Source organism: Photobacterium halotolerans DSM 18316 (genome assembly GCF_000425165.1).
GTDB lineage: Bacteria > Pseudomonadota > Gammaproteobacteria > Enterobacterales > Vibrionaceae > Photobacterium > Photobacterium halotolerans.
The window spans coordinates 350,288-370,656 of record NZ_KE384320.1 but is presented as its reverse complement, the minus strand read 5'-3'; the positions used below and the strand labels follow the sequence as shown (position 1 = coordinate 370,656).

The following is a 20,369-nucleotide window of genomic DNA, read 5'->3' as shown; positions in this document are numbered from 1 at the left end:
GGCTCTGTGAGCGCTTACTGCGTCAGCGGCTGAGCATCCGGGGTATTAACCAGTCTGGCGATATCATCCATCACTTTCAGCGCCGCCAGCGGGCCGCCGACTGAGGTCCACAGCGAGCCGTCAACCGGGGCGAATCGGCCGGATTCAATGGCGCTCAGCTGGCGAAATGCCGGGGTGTTCTCGGCCTGCTTCATGGCTTCAACCGCTTCCCCTGAGGTGCTGAGGGTGCCGATCACCATCCAGTCGCCGTCCAGCACCGCCAGAGCTTCCAGACTCAGCGACATGGAGTGGGTATGGCCCGGATCCTGCTGATTGGCCGGGCGCTTCATGCCGACATCGGCGATCACCTGGCTGGCAAAGGAGTCACGGAACATGTAAGCCGGGCCTTTCGGGTTCCAGCGCACCACGCTGATGGTCTGGCCCAGCTTGTCACCAATCGCCTGCTTGGTTTGTTCTGCATGGGCCTGATAACGCGCCATAAAGGCATCGGCATCGGCCTGACGGTTCAGGATATTGGCGGTGCGTTTGAACACACTTTTCCAGTTTTCGCCGTAGTTGAAGGTGACCACAGTCGGGGCGATTTCACTCAGCAGTTCAATCACTTCCGGGCGATTGGGCGCGGTCAGGATCAGATCCGGTTCCAGCTCGAGAATGGTTTCCAGATTCGGGCGGGACAGATCGCCGACGACCTGAATATCGCCGTTAATGGCCGGGGTCAGATAACGGGGCAGGGTTTGCTGGCCGCGGCCATTGACTGTGCCGATCGGGGTCATGCCCAGCGCCAGCGCAGTATCCAGATCGATCTCGCTGAGGGTAATCACGCGTTTCGGGTGTGCGGGGACGGTGACTTTCTCACCCAGGGCATCTTCTATGGTGCGGGTATCGGCAGCACTGGCTTGGCTTGCCATGCAGAACAGGGCCAGGGCCGTAAAAAGGCTTCGTAGCAAAATAACGCTCCTTATTATGCATCTCAATGAATTGAAGAAATCTATCCGGATTGTACTTAATAAAGATATTGAGAACTATTTTTATTTAATGCTGTTCTCAGAAATGACGGGTTGATATCATGCTCAGCTTCGTTGTTATACATGGAGTTGCAAGCGTGTCGAAACTTCACCTCGTCTGGTTGGGAGCAGGCGTGTTCAGTGTCTGTTTTTTTTCTGTGATGTCTATGTCGGTCGGTGCCGGGGAGTACGGTGCAGCAGAAGCGCTGGCCTACTATTTCTCTGCCATTGTTCCGTCAGAACACATGACCATGGTGATGGATACCCTGCGCTTGCCGCGCACCCTGTGCGCCCTGATGGTCGGTGTCAGTTTGTCACTGGCCGCTTCCTTATTACAAAGTGCCACCCGTAACCCGCTGGCCGAGCCGGGCTTGCTGGGCGTTAATGCCGGTGCGGTGCTGGGGCTGGTCACCGGCCTGACCTATTTTGGCGTCGAATCCGCCCAGGGCTATCTGGTCTGGTCCGGACTGGGCGCGCTGGCCGGGAATATTGTGGTACTGCTGGTCGGCCATGTGATGGGCAAGTCCAGTCCGCTCAAACTGATTCTGGTCGGGGTAGCGATGAACGCGACCTTCGGCGGTTTATCCAATTATATTTTGCTGTCGAACCAGGTGGTGTTGGATCAGTTCCGCTTCTGGAACCTGGGTTCGCTGGCGGCGGCCGATATGACGGCGATGGCGCTGATATCGCCCTTTATGCTGGCTGCCATAGTGCTGACCTTCCTGCTGGCCCGCCAGCTCACCATGATGCAGCTCGGGGAGCAGCAGGCCCGCTCGCTTGGCATTAATACCCACTGGGTGCGCATCGGCGTGCTGCTGGCCTCGACCCTGTTTACTGCCTGTGCCATTTCTGTTGCCGGGCCGATCAGTTTTGTCGGTTTCCTGGCAGCCTATTGCGCCCGTATGGTCGAGCCGGTACGGCTGTCTCTGCAGGTCATATTTTCGGCGCTGTTCGGCGTCTGTTTTATTCTGATCGCCGATATTCTGGCCCGCTGGATGATCCAGCCTTATGAAATGCCCAACGGGGTATTGCTGGCCATGATAGGGGCGCCTGTGCTGATTGGCGTGGTCCGGCGTGGCGGTTTCCGCTCGCTGCTGGCGGTGAAGTAGGAGCCTGAATGATGGACAAAAGTATGTCGCAGCACATGGCTGCCAGTGAGCGACCAGCAGCCTCGTTACCCTCAGCCCAACCGGCACGGCATATCCCGTACGGCAAGTGGTTGTGGCAGTTCGGCAACAAGACTTTGCTGGTGGAGCGCCGGGCTGTGCTGTTAGGCGCGCTGCTGATGCTGGCGCTGGTGGCGATGAGCCTGCTGGCGGTCAGTATCGGCTCGGCCAAACTGACGCCCTGGCTGGCACTCAAAGCTTTGTTTGGTGAATCGACCCGGATGGTCGAGATCATGGTGTTTAAAATTCGTCTGCCCCGGGTGGTAGCCGTGTTGGTCGCAGGTGCGGCGATGGGGCTGTCGGGGTGTATGATCCAGACGCTGGTGCGCAACCGGCTGGCGACCCCGGATATGGTGGGGGTCAATGAAGGGGCCACGCTGGCTATCACCTTTTTTACCTTATACCTCACGCTGGGTTCCTGGCCCTGGTGGGCGGCGCCGCTGGGCGCGGTGGTGGCGGCTGTGATGCTGTATATGCTGTGCCGCAATCCCGGCGAGCAGGGCTATCTGTTTGTGGTGATAGGTATCGGGGTGTCGGAGCTGATGCGCGCGGTGGGCGAGTTTCTGATGTCGACCGAATCCATTGTTCATGTCAGCAGCGTGTATTTCTGGACCATGGGTAACTTTGTCGGTCAGGGCTACAGCGTCAGTCTGCCGGTGGCCGGGTTGCTGCTGTTACTCAGTCCGGCGGTGATTTACTTCTCCCGCCAGCTGGATGTGCTGAGGCTGGGGCTGCCGACCGCCCAGAGCCTGGGCGTCAACGTCAGCCGGGTGCAGGTGGCGATTCTGATGCTGGCAATTTTGATTGCCGCGCTGGGCACGGCCATTGGCGGCCCTGTGGTGTTTATCGCCATGGCGGCTCCCATTATTGCGACTTTCCTGCTGCGGGGACGTATTGTGCCACTGTGGACCGCCGCCATGCTGGGGGCGCTGTTACTTTTGCTGAGTGATACTCTGGTACGGGTACTGGCCGATCCCCACGAAGTGGCCACCGGGATCATGACCCGCATTCTGGGTGGCATCATGCTATTTATATTTCTACTGCGAGATAAAGGACAGGCAGACTAATGACAGCGTTATCGATGACAGGCGTAGGGTTTTCCTACGAGAGCAAGACCGTCCTCAGGGATGTCTCATTTGGTCTCGGCAAAGGTAAGCTGGTTGGCATAGTCGGCCCGAACGGCGGCGGTAAATCGACGCTGCTCAAGATGATGGCCAAGCAGCTGGCCCCGCAGCAGGGCGAGATCACCCTCAACGGCACATCGCTGGCGGACTACTCCATGAAAGCGCTGGCCAGAGCGCTGGCTTTCCTGCCGCAGCAGCCGATCAGCCCGGCCGGGATCACGGTGGAACAACTGGTGCAGTACGGTCGTCATCCCCATCAGGGCTGGTTCAGCCAGTGGAGTGACGACGATGCCGCTCAGGTCGCCAAAGCCATTCAGTGGATGAAGCTGGGCGATTTGCTGCAGCAACCTGTGGCCAGTTTGTCCGGCGGTCAGCGTCAGCGTGCCTGGCTGGCGATGATCCTGGCGCAGGATACCGATGTGATCCTGTTGGATGAGCCGACCAGCGCGCTGGATATCGGCCATCAGATCGAAGTGATGGAAAGCATCAGCCAGATGGTGGCAATGGGCAAAACCGTGGTGCTGGTGATACACGATCTGGCCGCGGCCGCGCGTTACTGTGATGAACTGGTGGCGATTGGTGAGCAGGGCGTAGTAGCGGCGGGGCCGGTGGCCGAGGTGATTACCAAGCCGATGATCGACAAGCTGTACAATACCCATGTCGATATTCTCAAAGCGCCGTTTGATGATGCGCCTGTGATTGTGCCGCGCCGTCAGGCAGACTGGCAGCAGATCGCGGGCTAGCATCAGCCTGCTGCACAGTCAAAATAGTTACGCAGTCCCAAGAGGTGCGCAGTCTAAAAAGTTGCGCAGTCTAAAAAGAAGCCAGCCTGAAACGGCTGGCTTTTTGCTGTCACCTTCAAACCACCGCCTGTAGCGGATGTGACTGTTCAGATTTACCCTTCATTGGCCGCTAACCGGGTCTGATGTCCCTGACGGCGCTCTTCGACAGCGCCGGCCAGCATCGACAGCAGGGCTTCGGTATCGTCCCAGCCGAGACAGGCATCGGTGATGGACTGACCATAGGTCATGTCATCCGAGATATCCTGCCGACCTTCCACCAGAAAGCTCTCGGCCATGATGGCGGTGATGGCATGATTGCCGTTGCCAATCTGGCGGCACAGCTCTTCGGCCACCAGCAGCTGGCGCCGGAATTGCTTCAGGCTGTTGCCATGGCTGCAGTCGACCATCACCCCAGTGGTGATCCCTTTGGCCTCCAGCTGCTGCAGGGCATGGTGAATATCTGCTTCGCTGTAGTTCGGCGCTTTACCGCCACGCAGGATCAGGTGGCAGTCCGGATTACCTGCACTGTTAACGGCATAAAGCTGCCCGTCCTGACCTGTGGTGGTGTACAGGTGCGGGTGGCGGCTGGCAATGATGGCATCCATCGCCACACTGACATTACCGTCGGTGCCGTTTTTAAACCCGACCGGGCACGGCAGGCCGGAAGTCTGCTGACGGTGCGGCTGCGACTCAGTAGTTCTGGCACCGATGGCGCCCCAGCTCATCAGATCGGCCAGGTAAGTGAAACTGGTGGTATCAAGAAATTCTGTCGCGGCAGGCAGACCCAGTGCGTTAATGCGGATCAGCAACTCTCTGGCCTGCTGCAGGCCTTTGCCTATCTGATCGCTGCCGTCCAGATCCGGGTCAAACAGCATGCCTTTCCAGCCGACTGTGGTGCGCGGCTTTTCAAAATAGGTGCGCATTACCACCACCAGCTGATCCTGATAGCGCTCGGCGTATCGGGCCAGTTGTTCGGCATATTCTATGGCCGCGTCCGGATCATGAATCGAACACGGGCCGATGACGACCAGCAGCCTGTCGTCCTGGCCGTGTAAAATATCTCTGATGGTGCTGCGCGAGTGTGCAATATGCTCGCTCAGTGCGGCCGGGCAGGGGATCGCTGTTGCCAGTGCCGCCGGTGTGGGTAGTGCCTGCCATGAATGGGCGCGGATCACTGAAGGGTCAATAGCCATTGTTGTTTCCTTTGTTGTCATCGGGAGATGACATCACTCTTGTGCTTCAAAGTGCCCATACAGGCAAATGCCGGTTCGGTCTGGATTATTATTAATTATCAACAGCCTGGTGACGACTGGTGTGATAGCTGTCTTCATCAGTACCAAAGCGCCAGTACGGGATGGCATAGACCTGAGTACGCTCGACATTCAGTTCGCGGCGAATAAAGCGGCGCAGGCCAACGACAATCTGCTCTTCACCGCCGAGCCAGAAATAGCTGTCGGCAATCTGTTTGGCAGTCATTTCGGCGCTGAAAAGCTGCTGGCAGAACTGGTCGATCAGCGGCTGCACCTGATCCGGCTGGCCGATAAACCACTGAACCTCAACCCCAGCCGGACAGCGGAGATCCTGAATATCGGTCTCATCACTGACCTGAATCGCCACATAGCCGCGGCTGTCTGCCGGCATCTCTTCCAGCATCGCACTGATCGCCGGCAGGGCTGTCAGATCTCCGGCCAGATAATACTGCGAGGCCGGTTTGAGCATAGGATACGGGCCACCCGGCGGTGAAATCCCCAGCTTATCGCCGGGACGGGCATTGAGCGCAAACCGCGACGCCGGACCCAGATCGCCGTGCAGGGCAAAGTCGATATCCATTTCACCGGTTTCACGGCGCAGTTCGCGGACCGAGAAGGTGCGCAGCAGCGGTTTGTCCTCGGGTGATTCCCATTTCGGCCCGGTTGCCGTCATGGTCGGCAGCACAGGTTCAGACTGTCCGTCCTGGCTCAGCATGATCTTAATGTGCGCACCATTACTGCACGGCGGGTAGTGCGCCAGCGCCGTTGATGTGAAGGTGATACGCCGATAACGCGGGCCCAAATCCTGGACAGATTTCACCGTAAGTAACACCGGCTGACGTTTTTCCCTGCTGTCGGGCACGGACATAATGTTTCCTTAATCAGTAATGATATCTATTCTCGTTTGATTATACATAAACTCATCAGCGATAAAAGCAAAAGCTCACCTAAGCAACTGAAAGGGTATGAGTAATGAGGATGGTTGTGTCTACTTTCCCTTTAGCGAAAGTTGGTGTGGTCGGTGGTTTCTTGGGAGAGTGTTGTGGGTCAACACGGAGAAGACTGACTAGCTAGCCACTACACTATCTGGTCGAGAGTTGAGCGAAGTACTCACTCTGCTGCCCGGATCATTGTTCATTCCCCAATTTTCCCATATTCTCTCACCATCAACTTAGGTGAATTAAACCAACATGAGATAATACTTTGAATGGTAGAACAAATTTTAACCTTGAAAGAGGTGGCCGCTTACCTAAAGTTGGCTGAAAAAACGGCATACCGCCTTGCAAGTGAAGGTAAGTTGCCTGGCTTCAAAGTCGGTGGTTCTTGGCGCTTCAAAAAAGATGACCTAGAAAAGTGGATAGAGCACGCAAAGCGCACTTAATGCCGAATTGACAATATCAAAAACTAGAATTAATTAAGAATTTAAGGAATACCTATGCCAACGTTGGATTTTAAAGGTAAGCAGTTTGTTTATTCACACCACCTGAGTGTGCCGTTTCGTGAACTAAAAGTGGTTGCGGATAAATCGTTACCACAGGAAGGCAAGGCTGCATCATTGGATGACAACCTCATCATTCATGGCGACAACCTTGAAGCTCTCAAGGCGCTACTGCCGACTCATGCTGGTAAAGTAGACTGCATTTTTATCGACCCGCCGTATAACACAGGTAATGAAGGATGGTGTTATAACGACAACGTGCGCTCACCTCTGATGCAGGAGTGGCTTAAAAAGTCAGCCAATCCTGTCGATAAAGAAGATTTGGAACGTCATGACAAATGGCTTTGCATGATGTGGCCCAGAATCAATCTTTTAAAAGAGCTACTCAGCGAAAATGGGACAATATGGATCACATTAGATGACAATGAAGCCCAACGTTTTAAGTTGTTATTAGATGAAGTCTTTGGCGAACACAATTTCATAACTTCATGTATTTGGCACAAAATGGATAGCCCCAAGAACACCGCTATTCATTTTAGTGAAGACCATGACTATGTGCTTGTATACGGCAAAGATGCAAATAATTGGCGTCCCAATCTGCTGAACCGATCAGACGACATGGTCGCCAGATATAAGAACCCTGATAATGATCCTCGCGGACCTTGGCTGTTAAGCGATTTGGCTGCCCGAAATCCATATAATGACGGCCTTTATGAAATAAAAACGCCTTCAGGCCGACTTATTTCGGGTCCTCCGGCCGGTAGCTACTGGCGTATAAGTAAAAAGAAATTTGATGAGTTAGATGCCGATAATCGTATTTGGTGGGGAGAAAAAGGTGATAACCGCCCAGGCATTAAGCGCTTCTTTTCAGAAGTTAAAGATGGCATTGTTCCTCAAACAATATGGCCTTGGAAGGACGTTGGAAGTACGCGAAATTCGAAGCAAGAATTGTCTCAGATTCTGAATGCTATTAGTGGTGGTGATCTATTTATTACTCCTAAGCCAACAAAATTACTAGAGCGAATTATTCATATCGCTACAGACAAAGACTCCATAGTACTTGATTCCTTTGCTGGCTCTGGAACAACAGCTCATGCAGTGCTTGAAGCTAATAAAAAAGACAATGGCAGTCGTAAGTTTATCTTAGTTGAGTGCGAAGAGTACGCCGATACATTAACAGCTGAGCGTGTTCGCCGTGTTATCAATGGTTACCCCTTTAAAGGCAACCAGAAGCAAGAACTGCTTTCTGAAAAAATCACTTGGTCGGTTTTCGAGAAAAAGCACGCAGAGTTATTGGAAAAAATTGCCACAGTTGAAGCAAAACACAGCAAGGATTTCGACAAAATCAAAAAAGAGCTCAAAGACGGTGTGCTTACTGTCACGGGTGAGCGCAAAGTGGATGAGTTTGCCCCAGGCATTGGCGGCAGTTTCACTTATTGTATCTTAGGTGAACCAATTCAAATTGAAAGCTTACTTACCGGCGAAGCAATGCCCTCGTTCGACGCGCTCGCGCGTTATGTGTTTTATACCGCCACTGGTCAGTCGTTAGAAAATGTCGCTAAAGCCTCTGCCGATGGTTTTATCGGTGAAACAGACTTATTCCGTATTCATTTGTTCTATCGCCCAGATAGCGAATGGTTACGCTCAAATGAAGCGGCATTAAACGCGGACAAAGTAGAGGCGATTGCAAAAAACAATGCTACGAAAAAGCGCACGATTGTATTTGCTGTAGCGAAATTTATGAGCCAGAAGGACTTAACTGAAAAACGCATTGAGTTTTGCCAGTTGCCTTACGCTATCCATCGCATTATGGGGGTGTAACATGGAGTTAAAAGACTACCAAAATGGTGTGCTGGATAAGCTGGATTATTACTTAAAAAAGCTGGCCGACACCAAGGAAAATGCGGAAGACTTTGTTGCTTTTCAGAAAATGAAAGGCAAAGAAGCTCGCTTAACCGATTACGCCAAAGATACATGGGAAGCTCTGGTACAGGAGCGCCGTATTGACCTACTTAAAGACAAAAGCGGTCACTTGGTGCCTGCGCCTTATGTCACAAGATTTGACGGCTTAGAGCGGCCAATCCCTAATGTGTGCCTGAAAGTGCCGACGGGTGGTGGTAAAACCTTACTTGGCGTTGCTGCGGTTGAGCGCCTGCAAACTGATTTGTTTACGCAACAGACTGGTATGGTGCTATGGGTGGTGCCGTCGGATGCAATTTACAAACAAACCTGGAAACAGTTGGCCAATCGTGAGCATCCGTATCGGCAAATGCTAGAGCGTGCTTCGGGTGGGCGCGTAAAAATGCTCGAAAAGAACGATGCATTTACCAAACGGGATACCGACGAAAATCTGTGCGTTATGCTGTTGATGCTACAATCCAGTGCGCGTCAATCCAAAGAAACCTTGCGCATGTTCCGTGATAGCGGCCGATTTACCACCTTCTTCCCCATTGAAGATGACACCACAGCCAATGAGGCGCTTCTGAACAGTATTCGCAATTTAGATTGCAACGATCTTTCAGATTACGGTTGGCAAGAAGGCATAGCCCCTGGCTCTGTGTCAGTCAAACAAAGCTTAGGCAATGTGTTACGTATGGTTCGTCCAGTGATTATTGTGGATGAGGGGCATAAAGCCTATAGCGAAACCGCAAGAGAAACCCTGTGTGGATTTAACCCTAAGTTTATTCTAGAGCTCTCTGCCACGCCGAACGCAAACGGTAAGCATCACTCAAATGTGCTGGTGAATGTGTCAGGGCAAGCTTTGAAAGATGAGCAAATGATTAAGTTACCCATCAACTTAATCAACGAAGACAAAAGTGAGTGGAAGCATACCTTGTCGCTTGCGCACGCTAAACTGGCTGAACTTGAACAGGATGCCGGGCAGCTACAAAACGAAACCGGTCGCTACATTCGCCCCATCATGCTGATTCGTGTTGAGCGCACAGGTAAAGACCAGCGTGATTCCGCATTTGTGCATGCGGAAGACGCCCGTGAGTATTTGATGGAAAAATTGGGCGTGAATGAAAATGAAATTCGCCTGAAAACGTCTGACAAAGACGAGTTGGGGGATGATGATTTGCTCAGCGAAATGTGCCCCGTTAAATACATCATCACAAAGGATGCGCTGCGTGAAGGTTGGGATTGCCCCTTTGCTTATGTGTTAACCGTGTTGTCAAAAATGACCGCCAGAACGGCAATCACCCAAATGATTGGCCGGGTACTACGTCAACCACATGCTCGCTTAACACAAAAACCAAGTTTAGATGAGTGTTACGTCTATACCTTTGATCAGGATGTGATGGAAGCCGTCGCCGGTGTTAAGCAAGGTTTAGAAGAAGAAGGTATGGGGGATGTGGCGAATCAGGTTAAAGCCTCGGAAGCCAATAAGCCCGCTACAGTGGTAAGCAAAGAAACGTTATTGCGTAGAGAGCGTTTTCGTACCCTACCGAAAATATTCTTGCCTCGGGTTTTACATCGTGATGCTGGGTACAAAGACGGCTTCCGCTTGTTTGATTATGAACGGGATGTGCTGGGTGACTTAGATTGGGAATCGCTGTCTTATTTGAACGCTGAGAACTTCCAGCTAGTGGACGACAAGTTACAGCGCACGATTGCCCGTATTGACTACAAAATGTCAAAGGATAACCAAGGCGAACTGGACTTGGCCGATCCGATCCACGAAAACATCGATTTTGACCCCAGTGCAGGCCTAGATATCTCGTTTATGGTAAGGCAGCTCACCGATGTTATTCCAAACCCCTGGCAAGCCATGCGGGTGTTAACGCACACGTTAGACATCTTGCGTGGTAATGGCGTTTCTGAGGAGGCCTTGTTTACTAACCGCCTTGAACTACTCAAAGAGATGAAGCGCGACATTAAACAACAGGTCGCGCAATTATCGGAGCAAATCTTCAGATCTAAGTTGGACAACGGTGATATTTCCCTGCGCCTACTCGCTTCAGATAACAAGAAGCTAAATTGGGAACTGGCGCAAACCTTAGAGGTTAATGTTAGTGAGCATGATCAGGTGCTTCGCCGCAAAGATGGATCTGAACTCGAAAAAAGCCTGTTCGAAAAGGTCTATCAAAATGGTCTGAACAATTTAGAGCGTGATACTGCTTGGTATTTGGATAGGCAAGAGTCTGTGTATTGGTGGCATCGTATTGCAGTAAATCAACGCGAGTACAGTCTGCAAGGTTGGCAAAAGCAAAAGGTTTACCCTGACTTGTTGGTGTGCGTCGAACAACCGGATTCTGGCAGTTACCGCTTCTCTGTACTGGAAACCAAGGGTGAGCATTTAAAAGGGAACGATGACACTGAGTACAAACGCCGATTATTTGATCTATTAACTGAACACGTCAAGACGGCCGTAGATGCTGGCGAGCTTACGTTGGAAGCAGCGTCGGGTGGCATGTCGTTCAGAATGCTGATGGAAGACAGTTGGTCACAAGAGATCGTGCCCGAATTGAATTAATGAGTCATTTGTTGGTGTTGTGTTGTCTCCAACCTTGTCGCCCCATCTAAAAAAGGGGCGAAACTCAAAAGGAATATCAAGTTAACGAGGATTTAGATGAGTCAGCCAATACCGACTTCTTATAATCAAATAATTGCGCATACGATTGAACAGGCACTTGCTCTATCGGTTAATGCAAAGAACGAAAAGGCTATTGCTGGCTTTTGCCAGTTGCAAGGCCCAACAGGCGGTGGCAAAAGTAGTTCTCTTTATCGTAGCCCGGACGGGAAAATTCCAGCGAGCCTTGAATTTATAAAATCCAAAGGGTTGCAGGCTATCTTAGTTACCCATCGTTGGAATATCCTGCATGACATTTATGACAGTGCCACGAGTGCAAAAGACAGCTCAGGTAACCCACTGCGAGTTAGCATTCTTTATGCTCAAGATGAAACTGTCGTCAGTGCTGTTTCTCAACGGGCACTGCCACATGAACAAGGCGTTCAAAAATCTGACTTGCCCGATCCTTATAAGGCCATTGAGGATATCTATGGTTTAGGTGCGTTTCGTTCTAATGCCGATAAAGAGGCTCTCGTTCGCACTTGTCATAACGTTGCCGCCATTGCCCGTAACGTTGAGTATAAAAAGAAACACCCTGATTCGATGGGTGTCTTGCTCGAAAGAGAGGAGCAAGAACTAAGAAAACTGTGTGGATTTTTAGAGCGTACGTTACTTGGGTGCATGTCGTCTTTAGAGAAGGCAGTCAAATATTCCAGTAAGCACCATGGCAAGGCGCATGAACTCACGGAGCAAGCAAAAGAAAAACTTCGTTTATTCAGAGAAAATAAATGGGTGCGTCGAATTTTCCCCGCTATTGCCTGGCACGATGATAAGCAACATTTACTGGTGTTAACAACGCAAAAACTGTTTGCTTCCTTTTACGACGGAAAGCAGAAAGTCAGGATGTCGAGCGGGCAACTGGCCGGTAAGGTGGTATTTGTTGATGAGTTTGATTACCAAGCGGACATTTTACAAACATTACTCGCCCAGTCTCAAATGGTGCAAGAGCCGCCTGAGTGTATTGGTCAATTGCTTGAAGGGGGTAAGCGCTTATTAGCACGAATGCAGTTTGTGACTGCACAGCCTATACCTGAGCTTTACAGTGAGCTTAAACAGCTCATTGCTGAGTTAGAGGAGGATCTGATAAGTAAAGGTGTCGATCTCAATCGGTCTAGGGCGCTGGTAATACCTTTAAAGCAGTATGAATCAGGTGTGCCGTTCGAAAAGAAATATCTGTTTCGCTCAGATCACTTAGTGACCAGTGAGCCTTTGAAATTACAGCAAAGGCCTCATGGCTTTGAAGTCAAAAGTTATGGAGAAAGCGATGACATATCGGTTGATGTCGGTGATTTCCTGCGGGTGATGGAGAAATATATCAGACGCTTCAGTTTGTTGTTGTCGCAGTTCGCTAGTGATGAATCTGAAGCCTATGAGTATCTTGTTCGGTTAAACCGGTTGCTGTTTGACCCAGCGAATGACTATCGACCATCATACTACAGCTCGGCGTTACCAAGTTTATCGCTGTTCTCCTTGCCTCGCACTAGCTTACCTGAGTTAGAAGCGCTCAGTAAATCAAACCTATTACCTAATACTCAGACGAATATGTTTGGTCTGACAACTTGGCTGTTAACCACGGATGAAGCTGAAGCGGATATTGACCCGTTGAGGATCAAGATTAAACGAGCACTATTGCCGACAACACCTGAAGGGTTAATGGTTTCGCTATCGAGTAGAAATCTTGTTTTTGCGTTATCCGCAACCTCTTATATTGAAAGGGGGATTGGTCATTTCGATATACGCTGGATTGAAAGCGCTTTGCGTTACGTGGCACAAGCCCGCAATCCACAATGTACCGAGAGTTTTTTGGGCGATAGCTTTGAGCAGCGACCCGAAGATTGGTTTAAGAAGCCGATTCCATATTTACAAACTGACGAGGATAAGCAGCTGCAAATGGCAGTGATCCGCTCGTTGGTTAAAGACAAATCTGAAAAGCGTCGCTCGGCACTTAAAACCACGATTCATGACTTTGATGATGCTACCGATGCGCCAGTTTTTCAGGAGGCAAAGCTGCATTTGAACGCTGCATTTTTTGAGGCTGAGCACTCAGATTACAAGTATGAATACCGGCAGTCTGTGTTGTTTAAATTACTGCACGTTCTGCATTTAGCAGCGAATGAGCCACAACATAAAGGGCACTTGGCCTTTGTTAACTCAGTTAAATACCTCAGGAAGTGGTTGATAAGTGATACCGCAGAAAACAGCAGAATGAGCGCTGATTGGCTTGAAATGGAGCGATCAACCACTGGCGTATTGTCTTCTTTTGACGATGTGTTTATTCCTTTAACGGTCAATGGTAAGCCCATGATGGTTTGCTTGCTCAATGCTGAAGCACAAAAACGAGAAGGATTTGAGCACGCATATCAAGCGGCGTTCGACTCTGGCCGTACCGTGGTGGTAATGACACAAACTGCATCCGCTACCAATGGCATTAATTTGGATTACTCCTTGCCTGAGTCTCAAGGACAAATGGATCTGACGTCGCTGTTTATTATTGAAAGTAAGCACTTTTATTTTTCACCATGGGATAGCAATGACGATGATGATGAAATGTCTCATGCTGGTTTTCAGCTCAGAAACTTAGAAAAATTAGTCAGGCGTTCAGAGTTTTCACGTAAGCAGCAGCGGCAATTTATTATGCCGTTGATGAATAACTCAGTCTCTAAAATCCAGGAGCTAAACAAGCTTTATAAAGGGACTAATGACTATGTTAAGAATCTTGCCGCTGACGTGCAGCAGCAAGTTGGACGTATTGAACGTGCTTGGACGTATGTGCCGCATGTAGCCATTCATTTAAGCGATGATGTAGCAGCTCATCTTCGCAACTACGGCCAACTAACTGTTTGTACTAACAACCGAAATTGGGTTTCAAACCTTAATAACCAGCTTATTGATGATCTTACTCATTCCGAAGATGCATCGGTTTCCAACTTTCTTGCCCTGTTGAAAACGCGATCCCAAGATGGCTCTGCTGCGGTAGATATTATTGATAACAAGTTAGTTTCCGCTATCCGAGATGCACGACAAGGTAAGGGTTGTATTGAAGATATTTCAGGGCTTTGGCATGAACTAGGCCGCGCTGTATTGCAGCATGACCTCCAATGGATGCCGCATAACAATACGTTTGGCATTACTGAGCCTTTGTGTCGTTGGGCGTGCTTTGAACGGCCCGAGGAAACAAAGGTTACTGGTGAAATATGGTACGACCAAAAAAGTTGGCAGTTCTTTGCGAAGCGAGCAGCCGGATTGATTAAATATAACCCACAGACGCTTTATGAGGTTGTTAATCGGCAACCTGCTATTTCGGATTGGTTTAATCGTAAAGGTTTTCGAACGTCGTTTCAGCCGTTTGCCAACGACATGGAAGAGCAATTTGCATTTCATCCCGTCGTGATTCAGCGAATTTTACAAGGGCGTATTGGTGAGGAAGGTATTCGCGCATTGCTGAGTGACAAGCAGCTAGTCACTAAACAAGACGTCTACAACCATGAGCTGTTTGAATTATATGATTTTGAGATAGCAAACGCGGATGTTTTTGTTGATGCTAAATTTTGGTCTATAGCTGCTCTGGAACAGTCGGATGAAGGCTTTGAGCAATGGCTTGCTTCCGGCAAACATCCTGAATTTGCGCCTTTGGGAATAATTAAGAAGCTGGAAAAGATCCGACAAATCCGTGGTGAAAATGCCATTTTGGTAATCGCGAACCTATTGACTGGTGAAGATTGTTCCTTATCGGGCTTTTCTGAAATGTTGGAGCCAGTAAAAGTTGAGAATGCTTCAATCCTGTTTCTACCCGGTTGTTTGGTGAGCGATGGATATCAAATGACGTCTGGCTTTAAGTGGTTTTCGAAAATAGTTTGGCAGCGTATGAGGGAGCAAGGTTAATGGATAAAAATAAAGATTTGAGGAAGTTGCCGCTGTCTCATTTGGTTTATTTAAATAGCGAGGTTGATGCAGATAAAGCCAACAAATTTGTGGTTTATCACTATCCACTTCTCAATAACAACTATCAGTGGAAAGAGAAGAAAGCCTGGGAAGAACGTATTGATGCTGAACTAGACAGTCGGCAGTTTGCCTATTTAATGAAAAAAAATGGTAATCAGTTTGGTCTCTATGTGGCTTTGCAAAGTTCAAGTGATATTCCTCCGTCTATTGTAGACGCTGAGTTGCAACCTATTACTCCGGTTCGCGTTGAATATTCACCGGTGTTAAATCCTGTGTGGATTCGACTAATGATGCGCTCATTGCGGGCTTTTGGTGGTCACTGTAAAGGAGCTTACAGCTTAGGCTGTCCGTTATTGAAAGTAGATAGCTGGGCTGGCGGTGTAAATGCGATCAGCCTAGATTGTAGAACTCAGCAGCTAAAAGATGGCAATACCACTGAGATTGCTCTTTTTTATACCAATGTTCCATTGAGACCGCTATCCAACGACGAAGATATAGATCGTATTAAGAAGCCTGTGTGGGTCTATGACAAAAATAAGGTACTCGTCAGGTGGTATCCAGGCAATGAAAAAAAGCCGAAAGGAACCTTGTTTAAAGAGATCGGCAAGAGTAAAAACTCGCGTAAACAGCGTCCGTTTCTGGATCTTTCTACACCAAAGAGATTTGAGCAAAGTTGGCCTATGGTGTTAAAACCTGTGCAAGATGAGTTTATCCGTTTTGCGCGTGATTATGGTTTTGAACTTGCGGCTAAAACTTTAAATCTTCAACCGTTGACGTTGAAAACTAAACACAAGGCAAATAAGGCTAAGTCGACATTCCCAAGCATTGAGATATCCGGCGAAATCAAGGTCATAGACATAAGAATTAATACTGTAGTTTCTTCTAAAGAAATCTTGGACTTGTTTAAATCCCTAATTTCACAGAAAGGGGTCAGTGTTTCATGGGATCTACTAGATGGCGTTGCACCAAATGACTTTGAACGGATAGAGCTTGAGCGTTCGGATCGTGTTTTGATTCTGTTAGACCAAGAGAAGGGTATCGAAGATGACCGTTACCCACTAACGAAGTATCTAGTTGGGCGGTGCGCAGTTCAACATATCAACGTAAATCCTCATGATGTAACTGGAGACCCTGTTGAAAAAGGGCTGTTAATCGAGTCAAAAAGCGATGAAGACCCAATCAAGCTATATGCTGCACCTGAAGGTGGTTATTACAGCTACAGTGATGACCTTTTGGATAGTAAGACCTACAAAGAAGCGATTATTAGAAAGCTTGAAGTAGTTCTTAAAGAGTTAGAGATTAAACGTTTACTCATTGACGTAGACAGACCCGTTTCGCAGGTTTTGCCATTGCAACGTGCTTGCTTAAACGAATCAACCATAGTTATTACTGATGGCTATTTGTTTACGGTTTCAAACGATAGACCGGTACTAATTCCTTTCGATCCAACAGACTCCGATATGATTTCGAAAGCGAATGATTACTTATCCAGTTTTGAAACATCTGTAGATGACTTACTAAATTTGATGAATGAGAACTGGCCCTATAGTTACCGGCAGAATGTAGTAATGGATTATTATGGCTCGGAAGTTGATAAACAACGTCGGTTTGCGGCAAGGATTACTCTTGTTTTGAGTAAGGTCGAAGGCGCTCAAGTGTCAATCATGATGCAAGATCCCTCATATGACCAAACGAATATACTGCCATTAGGTATGGAAGATGCGTTTTCGGACCTAACAAAGAAGCAGAAGCCTTATCCATTGTTGGATTGGGTGCTTCCTGATATTGAAGTACTGCTCAATATTGTTAAAGAGTTGAGTGATGATGGCGTGTTATCTAGCCAAAAGACAACAATGCGATTTGAACGTGAGTTACCCGAATTAGTTGAATTATGGCAAGAACAATTAGTTTCTCTTAATCAGCAAAATGAAACGAAGGTGACTTACTATCAGGTGAAAAAAGAGGTTATTCAGCGTTGGTTAGATAAGCGAGGTAAGAAAAAAGACACATCAATCAGTGGTAGTTTAGATACCTTGTTATCCCGATACTTCGATAAGCCTTTAAACGACATCAAACGGTGGATGAGCAACATACCGGGTATTCAACGCATATGGTACGACAAAGAAAAGGGATATTTTGTTGTCGGTGGATTAACCTCTCCAAAAGCTCAGTTAATGAGACAGCCCAGCATCCGACAATGGCACACCTTACAAGGTGAATTGGACATCGAATTACTTGCTGATTTGTTAGATGTTGATTGGGTTCGTATGAATCAGCTTGCAGGTAATCCATGTGCGGCAACATTAGTTAAACGATGGAAAGAGATTAACTTTAATATGAACCATGCGCTGTTGATCTCATCGGGAATAAGTTAGTAAATTGATATTTATTCAACGGTTAAGATCGATTGGATAAATATCATAGAGTTACCGGATAACCTCTTTTACATGTCCAGTTTAGACTGTCTCAGGATAGGGGAAGTGGATATTCCTTTATCCTAGGGGTACATTGGCAGTTAAGGGCGATCAGATTATGCTTTAACAAACAAAAAGCCCGCCAGGTCAGGACCTTAGCGGGCTTTGTGACATCCGAAGATGTCTTCGTATACGATTTGGTGGAGCTGGCGGGAGTTGAACCCGCGTCCAAAATCAGTCTAACCAATGGCGCTACATGCTTAGTTTGTCTTTAATCTCGCCAAAGCACTGCGAACAAACACGCTATGCTGAGACACACCTGAATTAAATTTAACGCTTCCGCTCCCAGGTCAAAGCTTCCACGCGATCTCGTTTGGGTTTGACTGCCCTGAATCCCCGTCCTACGAGCTAAGGCTAGGGAGGGCAGGCTCTGAGCAGGTTATTAAGCTGCTAGTGCGTAGTTTTCGTCGTTTGCGACTATTTTTTTGCGGCTTTTTAAAGAGGCAAACCGCACCTCTGCATGCTCCACGGGCCTTCTTGATCCTGTCGAATCCTGAATCAGCCCCAGTGAGGTGTTCAATACTAGCAGAAAATTCTGCCAGGTCAATGACTACCGCGAACTGTGCTTCATGATTCGCGCTTTATCACGCTGCCAGTCGCGGTCTTTGGCGTCTGAACGTTTATCGTGAAGCTTTTTACCTTTCGCGGTACCTAACTTAAGTTTAACCCATGATCCCTTCCAGTACATGGAAAGTGCCACAATGGTTTCACCGTCGCGGTTCACCGCCCCGGTTAAGCGGTCCAGTTCGCGGCGGTTCAGCAGCAGTTTACGCACACGGGTCGGCTCAGCCACCACGTGGGTCGAGGCCGCATTCAGCGGCGTGAAGGTGGCGCCGGAAAGAAACGCCTCGCCGTTCCGGATAAACACGTAGCTTTCGGAAATGTTGGCTTTACCCGCACGCAGGGACTTCACTTCCCAACCCTGGAGCGAAATGCCGGCTTCATATTCATCATGAATTGAAAATTCATGGCGGGCAGACTTATTCAGCGCAATGGTGTTGCTGCCCGGCTTGTTTGGTTTTTTCTTTGCCATAGCTTCTTATTATACGGATTCAAGTTGTTAGGGGAACGTTTTTCCCAGAGGCAGTAGGCCATGGAGACACACTATCACTGAATCTTTGGCAGATCGCCGACTAATGGTATCATTACCAGCGATATTGGGTTAAGGAGAAACTATGCCTCAAATCAGTCGCTCTGCACTGGTCCCGTTCAGTGCCAAGCAAATGTTTGACCTGGTGAACGATGTTGAGTCTTATCCGGCGTTTTTGCCGGGATGCTCTGGCACCAAAATTCTGGAAAGCTCTACTGAACATATGATGGCGGCAGTAGACGTTTCCAAGGCTGGGATCAAAAAAACCTTTGTGACTCGTAATCAGTTAGAAGGCATTCATAAGATCAGCATGCAGCTGGTGGAAGGGCCGTTCCGTAAACTGGTGGGTGGCTGGCACTTTACCGAGCTGGATGTCGATGCCTGTAAAGTGGAGCTGAAGCTGGATTTTGAATTCACCAATGCGCTGGTGGAAGCGGTGTTTGGCAAGGTGTTTCATGAGCTGACCAACAACATGGTCAATGCTTTTACCCAGAGGGCCAGGGAAGTTTATGAGCTCTGAGCAGAATAATCTGATCCATGTTGAGGTGGTGTACGCGTTGCCCAATACCCAGCGGGTGATCAAGCTGGCGATTACCCCGGATACGCCCGTGCAGGAGATCATTGAACGCTCCGGGGTGCTGGAAATGTATCCGGAGATCGACCTGAAAAAGAACAAGGTCGGGGTGTTCAGCCGCACGGTGAAGCTGGACGCACAAGTGCATGAAGGGGATCGGATAGAGATTTATCGCCCCTTGCTGGCCGATCCGAAAGAGATCCGCCGCAAGCGCGCCGAGCAGGCCAAGCAGGAAGCCCTGGCAGCCAAGAAAGCCAAAGGCGACGCTGAGCCAGAATCCGATGCGCCAGATACGTCAGACGCAACAGACGAGTAGGACAGCAGTGCTGAGCCCTGATGTGGCCTCTTAAAAGCGCTTTCTGCGCCGCCACAGTTCAATTTACTGTCGGATTTACAGCCGGATAACAAAAAGAAAAGCTCGCCTTGGCGAGCTTTTTTGTGTTCTGGCGCTGAAGCCGCCGTAGGGTTTAACCGTTTAATTTAACGGGTCGTTGAAATTCGGCCCCGGCTGATAATCCCCTGTCATGCGGGTCAGCAAGCGGTTTTGATCAAAGGTTAAAACCAGATTTTTTTGTTGCGGTTCATCGTGGCCCGGTTTGTGATAGAACACATAATACCAGGTGTTCGGGTATTCAGGCTCTACCAGCATCGGCGAGCCAAGTACATAACGCACCTGTTCCTGATTCATGCCGTATCTGAGGTTATCGATATCTTTTTCATCAAGATAGTTGCCCTGATTGATATCAATACGGTAGACCAAGCGTTCAACCAAAGAGCAGCCGCCCAGCAGGCTGACGCTCAACGCTAACGCGGCAAAAGTTTTCCAGTTCATAGCATCCCGGCAAAATAATCAGTTCTGCTTGTGATGATAAGCAAGTTAGTGGCAGAAGTAAAAGCACTAGGTGGGTAACTCCCGCATAATGCAAAGATTAAGCGGGAGTTCAGACGCTGGAAT

Annotated in this window: 15 protein-coding genes and 1 other RNA gene; 10 read left to right on the top strand and 6 right to left on the bottom strand. The window is 49.0% G+C overall.

The window, feature by feature from the left end; genetic code table 11:
• Positions 1 to 14: 14 nt before the first annotated feature.
• Positions 15 to 947 carry an ABC transporter substrate-binding protein gene (locus H511_RS0114855; protein WP_027253014.1) on the bottom strand — a complete coding sequence of 311 codons (933 nt, stop codon included), beginning with the start codon at positions 945 to 947 and terminating at the stop codon, positions 15 to 17.
• 155 nt (positions 948 to 1,102) lie between these two features.
• Between H511_RS0114855 and H511_RS0114850 the strand changes: the two genes are divergently transcribed.
• Genes H511_RS0114850 through H511_RS0114840 form a run of 3 tightly spaced genes read left to right on the top strand, consistent with a single transcriptional unit; the run spans position 1,103 to position 4,037 of the window.
• Positions 1,103 to 2,113 (top strand): FecCD family ABC transporter permease, encoded by a 1,011-nt coding sequence (locus H511_RS0114850; RefSeq protein WP_027253013.1) that lies wholly within the window; start codon positions 1,103 to 1,105, stop codon positions 2,111 to 2,113.
• Positions 2,114 to 2,121: 8 nt separating this feature from the next.
• Entirely contained in the window at positions 2,122 to 3,237 is a 1,116-nt protein-coding gene (locus H511_RS0114845; protein WP_248616605.1) for a FecCD family ABC transporter permease, read from the top strand.
• Positions 3,237 to 4,037 carry an ABC transporter ATP-binding protein gene (locus H511_RS0114840; protein ID WP_027253011.1) on the top strand — a complete coding sequence of 267 codons (801 nt, stop codon included), beginning with the start codon at positions 3,237 to 3,239 and terminating at the stop codon, positions 4,035 to 4,037. Before H511_RS0114845 ends, H511_RS0114840 begins: the two co-directional genes overlap by 1 nt.
• Positions 4,038 to 4,189: 152 nt before the next feature.
• Here H511_RS0114840 and H511_RS0114835 read toward each other — a convergent pair whose 3' ends face one another.
• Both H511_RS0114835 and H511_RS0114830 read right to left on the bottom strand, forming a co-directional pair.
• Positions 4,190 to 5,269, bottom strand: a complete 1,080-nt coding sequence (locus tag H511_RS0114835) for a 3-deoxy-7-phosphoheptulonate synthase (RefSeq protein ID WP_027253010.1) — start codon at positions 5,267 to 5,269, stop codon at positions 4,190 to 4,192.
• A gap of 91 nt (positions 5,270 to 5,360) precedes the next feature.
• Positions 5,361 to 6,194: a siderophore-interacting protein gene (locus H511_RS0114830; RefSeq protein WP_027253009.1), complete on the bottom strand. Its 834-nt coding sequence runs from the start codon at positions 6,192 to 6,194 to the stop codon at positions 5,361 to 5,363.
• A gap of 339 nt (positions 6,195 to 6,533) precedes the next feature.
• Here H511_RS0114830 and mads1 point away from each other — a divergent pair, with 339 nt between their 5' ends.
• The 5 genes from mads1 to H511_RS0114805 all read left to right on the top strand — a co-directional run bounded on the left by mads1 (position 6,534) and on the right by H511_RS0114805 (position 17,651).
• Positions 6,534 to 6,707 (top strand): methylation-associated defense system helix-turn-helix domain-containing protein MAD1, encoded by a 174-nt coding sequence (gene mads1, locus H511_RS0114825; RefSeq protein WP_027253008.1) that lies wholly within the window; start codon positions 6,534 to 6,536, stop codon positions 6,705 to 6,707.
• A 54-nt stretch (positions 6,708 to 6,761) separates the two neighbouring features.
• Positions 6,762 to 8,585: a site-specific DNA-methyltransferase gene (locus H511_RS0114820; RefSeq protein WP_027253007.1), complete on the top strand. Its 1,824-nt coding sequence runs from the start codon at positions 6,762 to 6,764 to the stop codon at positions 8,583 to 8,585.
• A gap of 1 nt (position 8,586) precedes the next feature.
• The gene (locus tag H511_RS0114815) at positions 8,587 to 11,238 is read left to right on the top strand and encodes a DEAD/DEAH box helicase (RefSeq protein ID WP_027253006.1); all 2,652 of its coding nucleotides are present in this window, start codon (positions 8,587 to 8,589) and stop codon (positions 11,236 to 11,238) included.
• 96 nt (positions 11,239 to 11,334) lie between these two features.
• Positions 11,335 to 15,216, top strand: coding sequence for a hypothetical protein (locus tag H511_RS0114810; protein ID WP_027253005.1), 3,882 nt, complete (start codon positions 11,335 to 11,337; stop codon positions 15,214 to 15,216).
• Positions 15,216 to 17,651, top strand: coding sequence for a hypothetical protein (locus H511_RS0114805; RefSeq protein ID WP_027253004.1), 2,436 nt, complete (start codon positions 15,216 to 15,218; stop codon positions 17,649 to 17,651). Before H511_RS0114810 ends, H511_RS0114805 begins: the two co-directional genes overlap by 1 nt.
• A gap of 237 nt (positions 17,652 to 17,888) precedes the next feature.
• On the opposite strand, the gene ssrA is transcribed toward H511_RS0114805, so the two are convergent.
• Both ssrA and smpB read right to left on the bottom strand, forming a co-directional pair.
• Positions 17,889 to 18,256, bottom strand: a transfer-messenger RNA (tmRNA) gene (ssrA, locus tag H511_RS24465).
• A gap of 44 nt (positions 18,257 to 18,300) precedes the next feature.
• Positions 18,301 to 18,783 carry an SsrA-binding protein SmpB gene (gene smpB / locus H511_RS0114800; RefSeq protein WP_027253003.1) on the bottom strand — a complete coding sequence of 161 codons (483 nt, stop codon included), beginning with the start codon at positions 18,781 to 18,783 and terminating at the stop codon, positions 18,301 to 18,303.
• A gap of 142 nt (positions 18,784 to 18,925) precedes the next feature.
• Between smpB and H511_RS0114795 the strand changes: the two genes are divergently transcribed.
• Both H511_RS0114795 and H511_RS23535 read left to right on the top strand, forming a co-directional pair.
• The gene (locus H511_RS0114795; protein ID WP_027253002.1) at positions 18,926 to 19,360 is read left to right on the top strand and encodes an SRPBCC family protein; all 435 of its coding nucleotides are present in this window, start codon (positions 18,926 to 18,928) and stop codon (positions 19,358 to 19,360) included.
• The gene (locus H511_RS23535) at positions 19,350 to 19,730 is read left to right on the top strand and encodes an RnfH family protein (RefSeq protein ID WP_051288220.1); all 381 of its coding nucleotides are present in this window, start codon (positions 19,350 to 19,352) and stop codon (positions 19,728 to 19,730) included. Before H511_RS0114795 ends, H511_RS23535 begins: the two co-directional genes overlap by 11 nt.
• A gap of 159 nt (positions 19,731 to 19,889) precedes the next feature.
• Here the strand turns inward: H511_RS23535 and bamE are convergent, their stop codons facing one another.
• Complete coding sequence (bamE, locus tag H511_RS0114785; protein WP_027253001.1) at positions 19,890 to 20,246, bottom strand: outer membrane protein assembly factor BamE; 357 nt, start codon at positions 20,244 to 20,246, stop codon at positions 19,890 to 19,892.
• Positions 20,247 to 20,369: the final 123 nt, after the last annotated feature.

Excerpts from the sequence above, each read along its gene's own strand:
- H511_RS0114845 (WP_248616605.1), top strand. The coding sequence starts at position 2,122 with ATGATGGACAAAAGTATGTCGCAGCACATGGCTGCCAGTGAGCGACCA.
- H511_RS0114840 (WP_027253011.1), top strand. The coding sequence starts at position 3,237 with ATGACAGCGTTATCGATGACAGGCGTAGGGTTTTCCTACGAGAGCAAG.
- H511_RS0114835 (WP_027253010.1), bottom strand. The coding sequence starts at position 5,269 with ATGGCTATTGACCCTTCAGTGATCCGCGCCCATTCATGGCAGGCACTA.
- H511_RS0114830 (WP_027253009.1), bottom strand. The coding sequence starts at position 6,194 with ATGTCCGTGCCCGACAGCAGGGAAAAACGTCAGCCGGTGTTACTTACG.
- mads1 (WP_027253008.1), top strand. The coding sequence starts at position 6,534 with ATGGTAGAACAAATTTTAACCTTGAAAGAGGTGGCCGCTTACCTAAAG.
- H511_RS0114820 (WP_027253007.1), top strand. The coding sequence starts at position 6,762 with ATGCCAACGTTGGATTTTAAAGGTAAGCAGTTTGTTTATTCACACCAC.
- H511_RS0114815 (WP_027253006.1), top strand. The coding sequence starts at position 8,587 with ATGGAGTTAAAAGACTACCAAAATGGTGTGCTGGATAAGCTGGATTAT.
- H511_RS0114810 (WP_027253005.1), top strand. The coding sequence starts at position 11,335 with ATGAGTCAGCCAATACCGACTTCTTATAATCAAATAATTGCGCATACG.
- H511_RS0114805 (WP_027253004.1), top strand. The coding sequence starts at position 15,216 with ATGGATAAAAATAAAGATTTGAGGAAGTTGCCGCTGTCTCATTTGGTT.
- smpB (WP_027253003.1), bottom strand. The coding sequence starts at position 18,783 with ATGGCAAAGAAAAAACCAAACAAGCCGGGCAGCAACACCATTGCGCTG.
- H511_RS0114795 (WP_027253002.1), top strand. The coding sequence starts at position 18,926 with ATGCCTCAAATCAGTCGCTCTGCACTGGTCCCGTTCAGTGCCAAGCAA.
- H511_RS23535 (WP_051288220.1), top strand. The coding sequence starts at position 19,350 with ATGAGCTCTGAGCAGAATAATCTGATCCATGTTGAGGTGGTGTACGCG.
- bamE (WP_027253001.1), bottom strand. The coding sequence starts at position 20,246 with ATGAACTGGAAAACTTTTGCCGCGTTAGCGTTGAGCGTCAGCCTGCTG.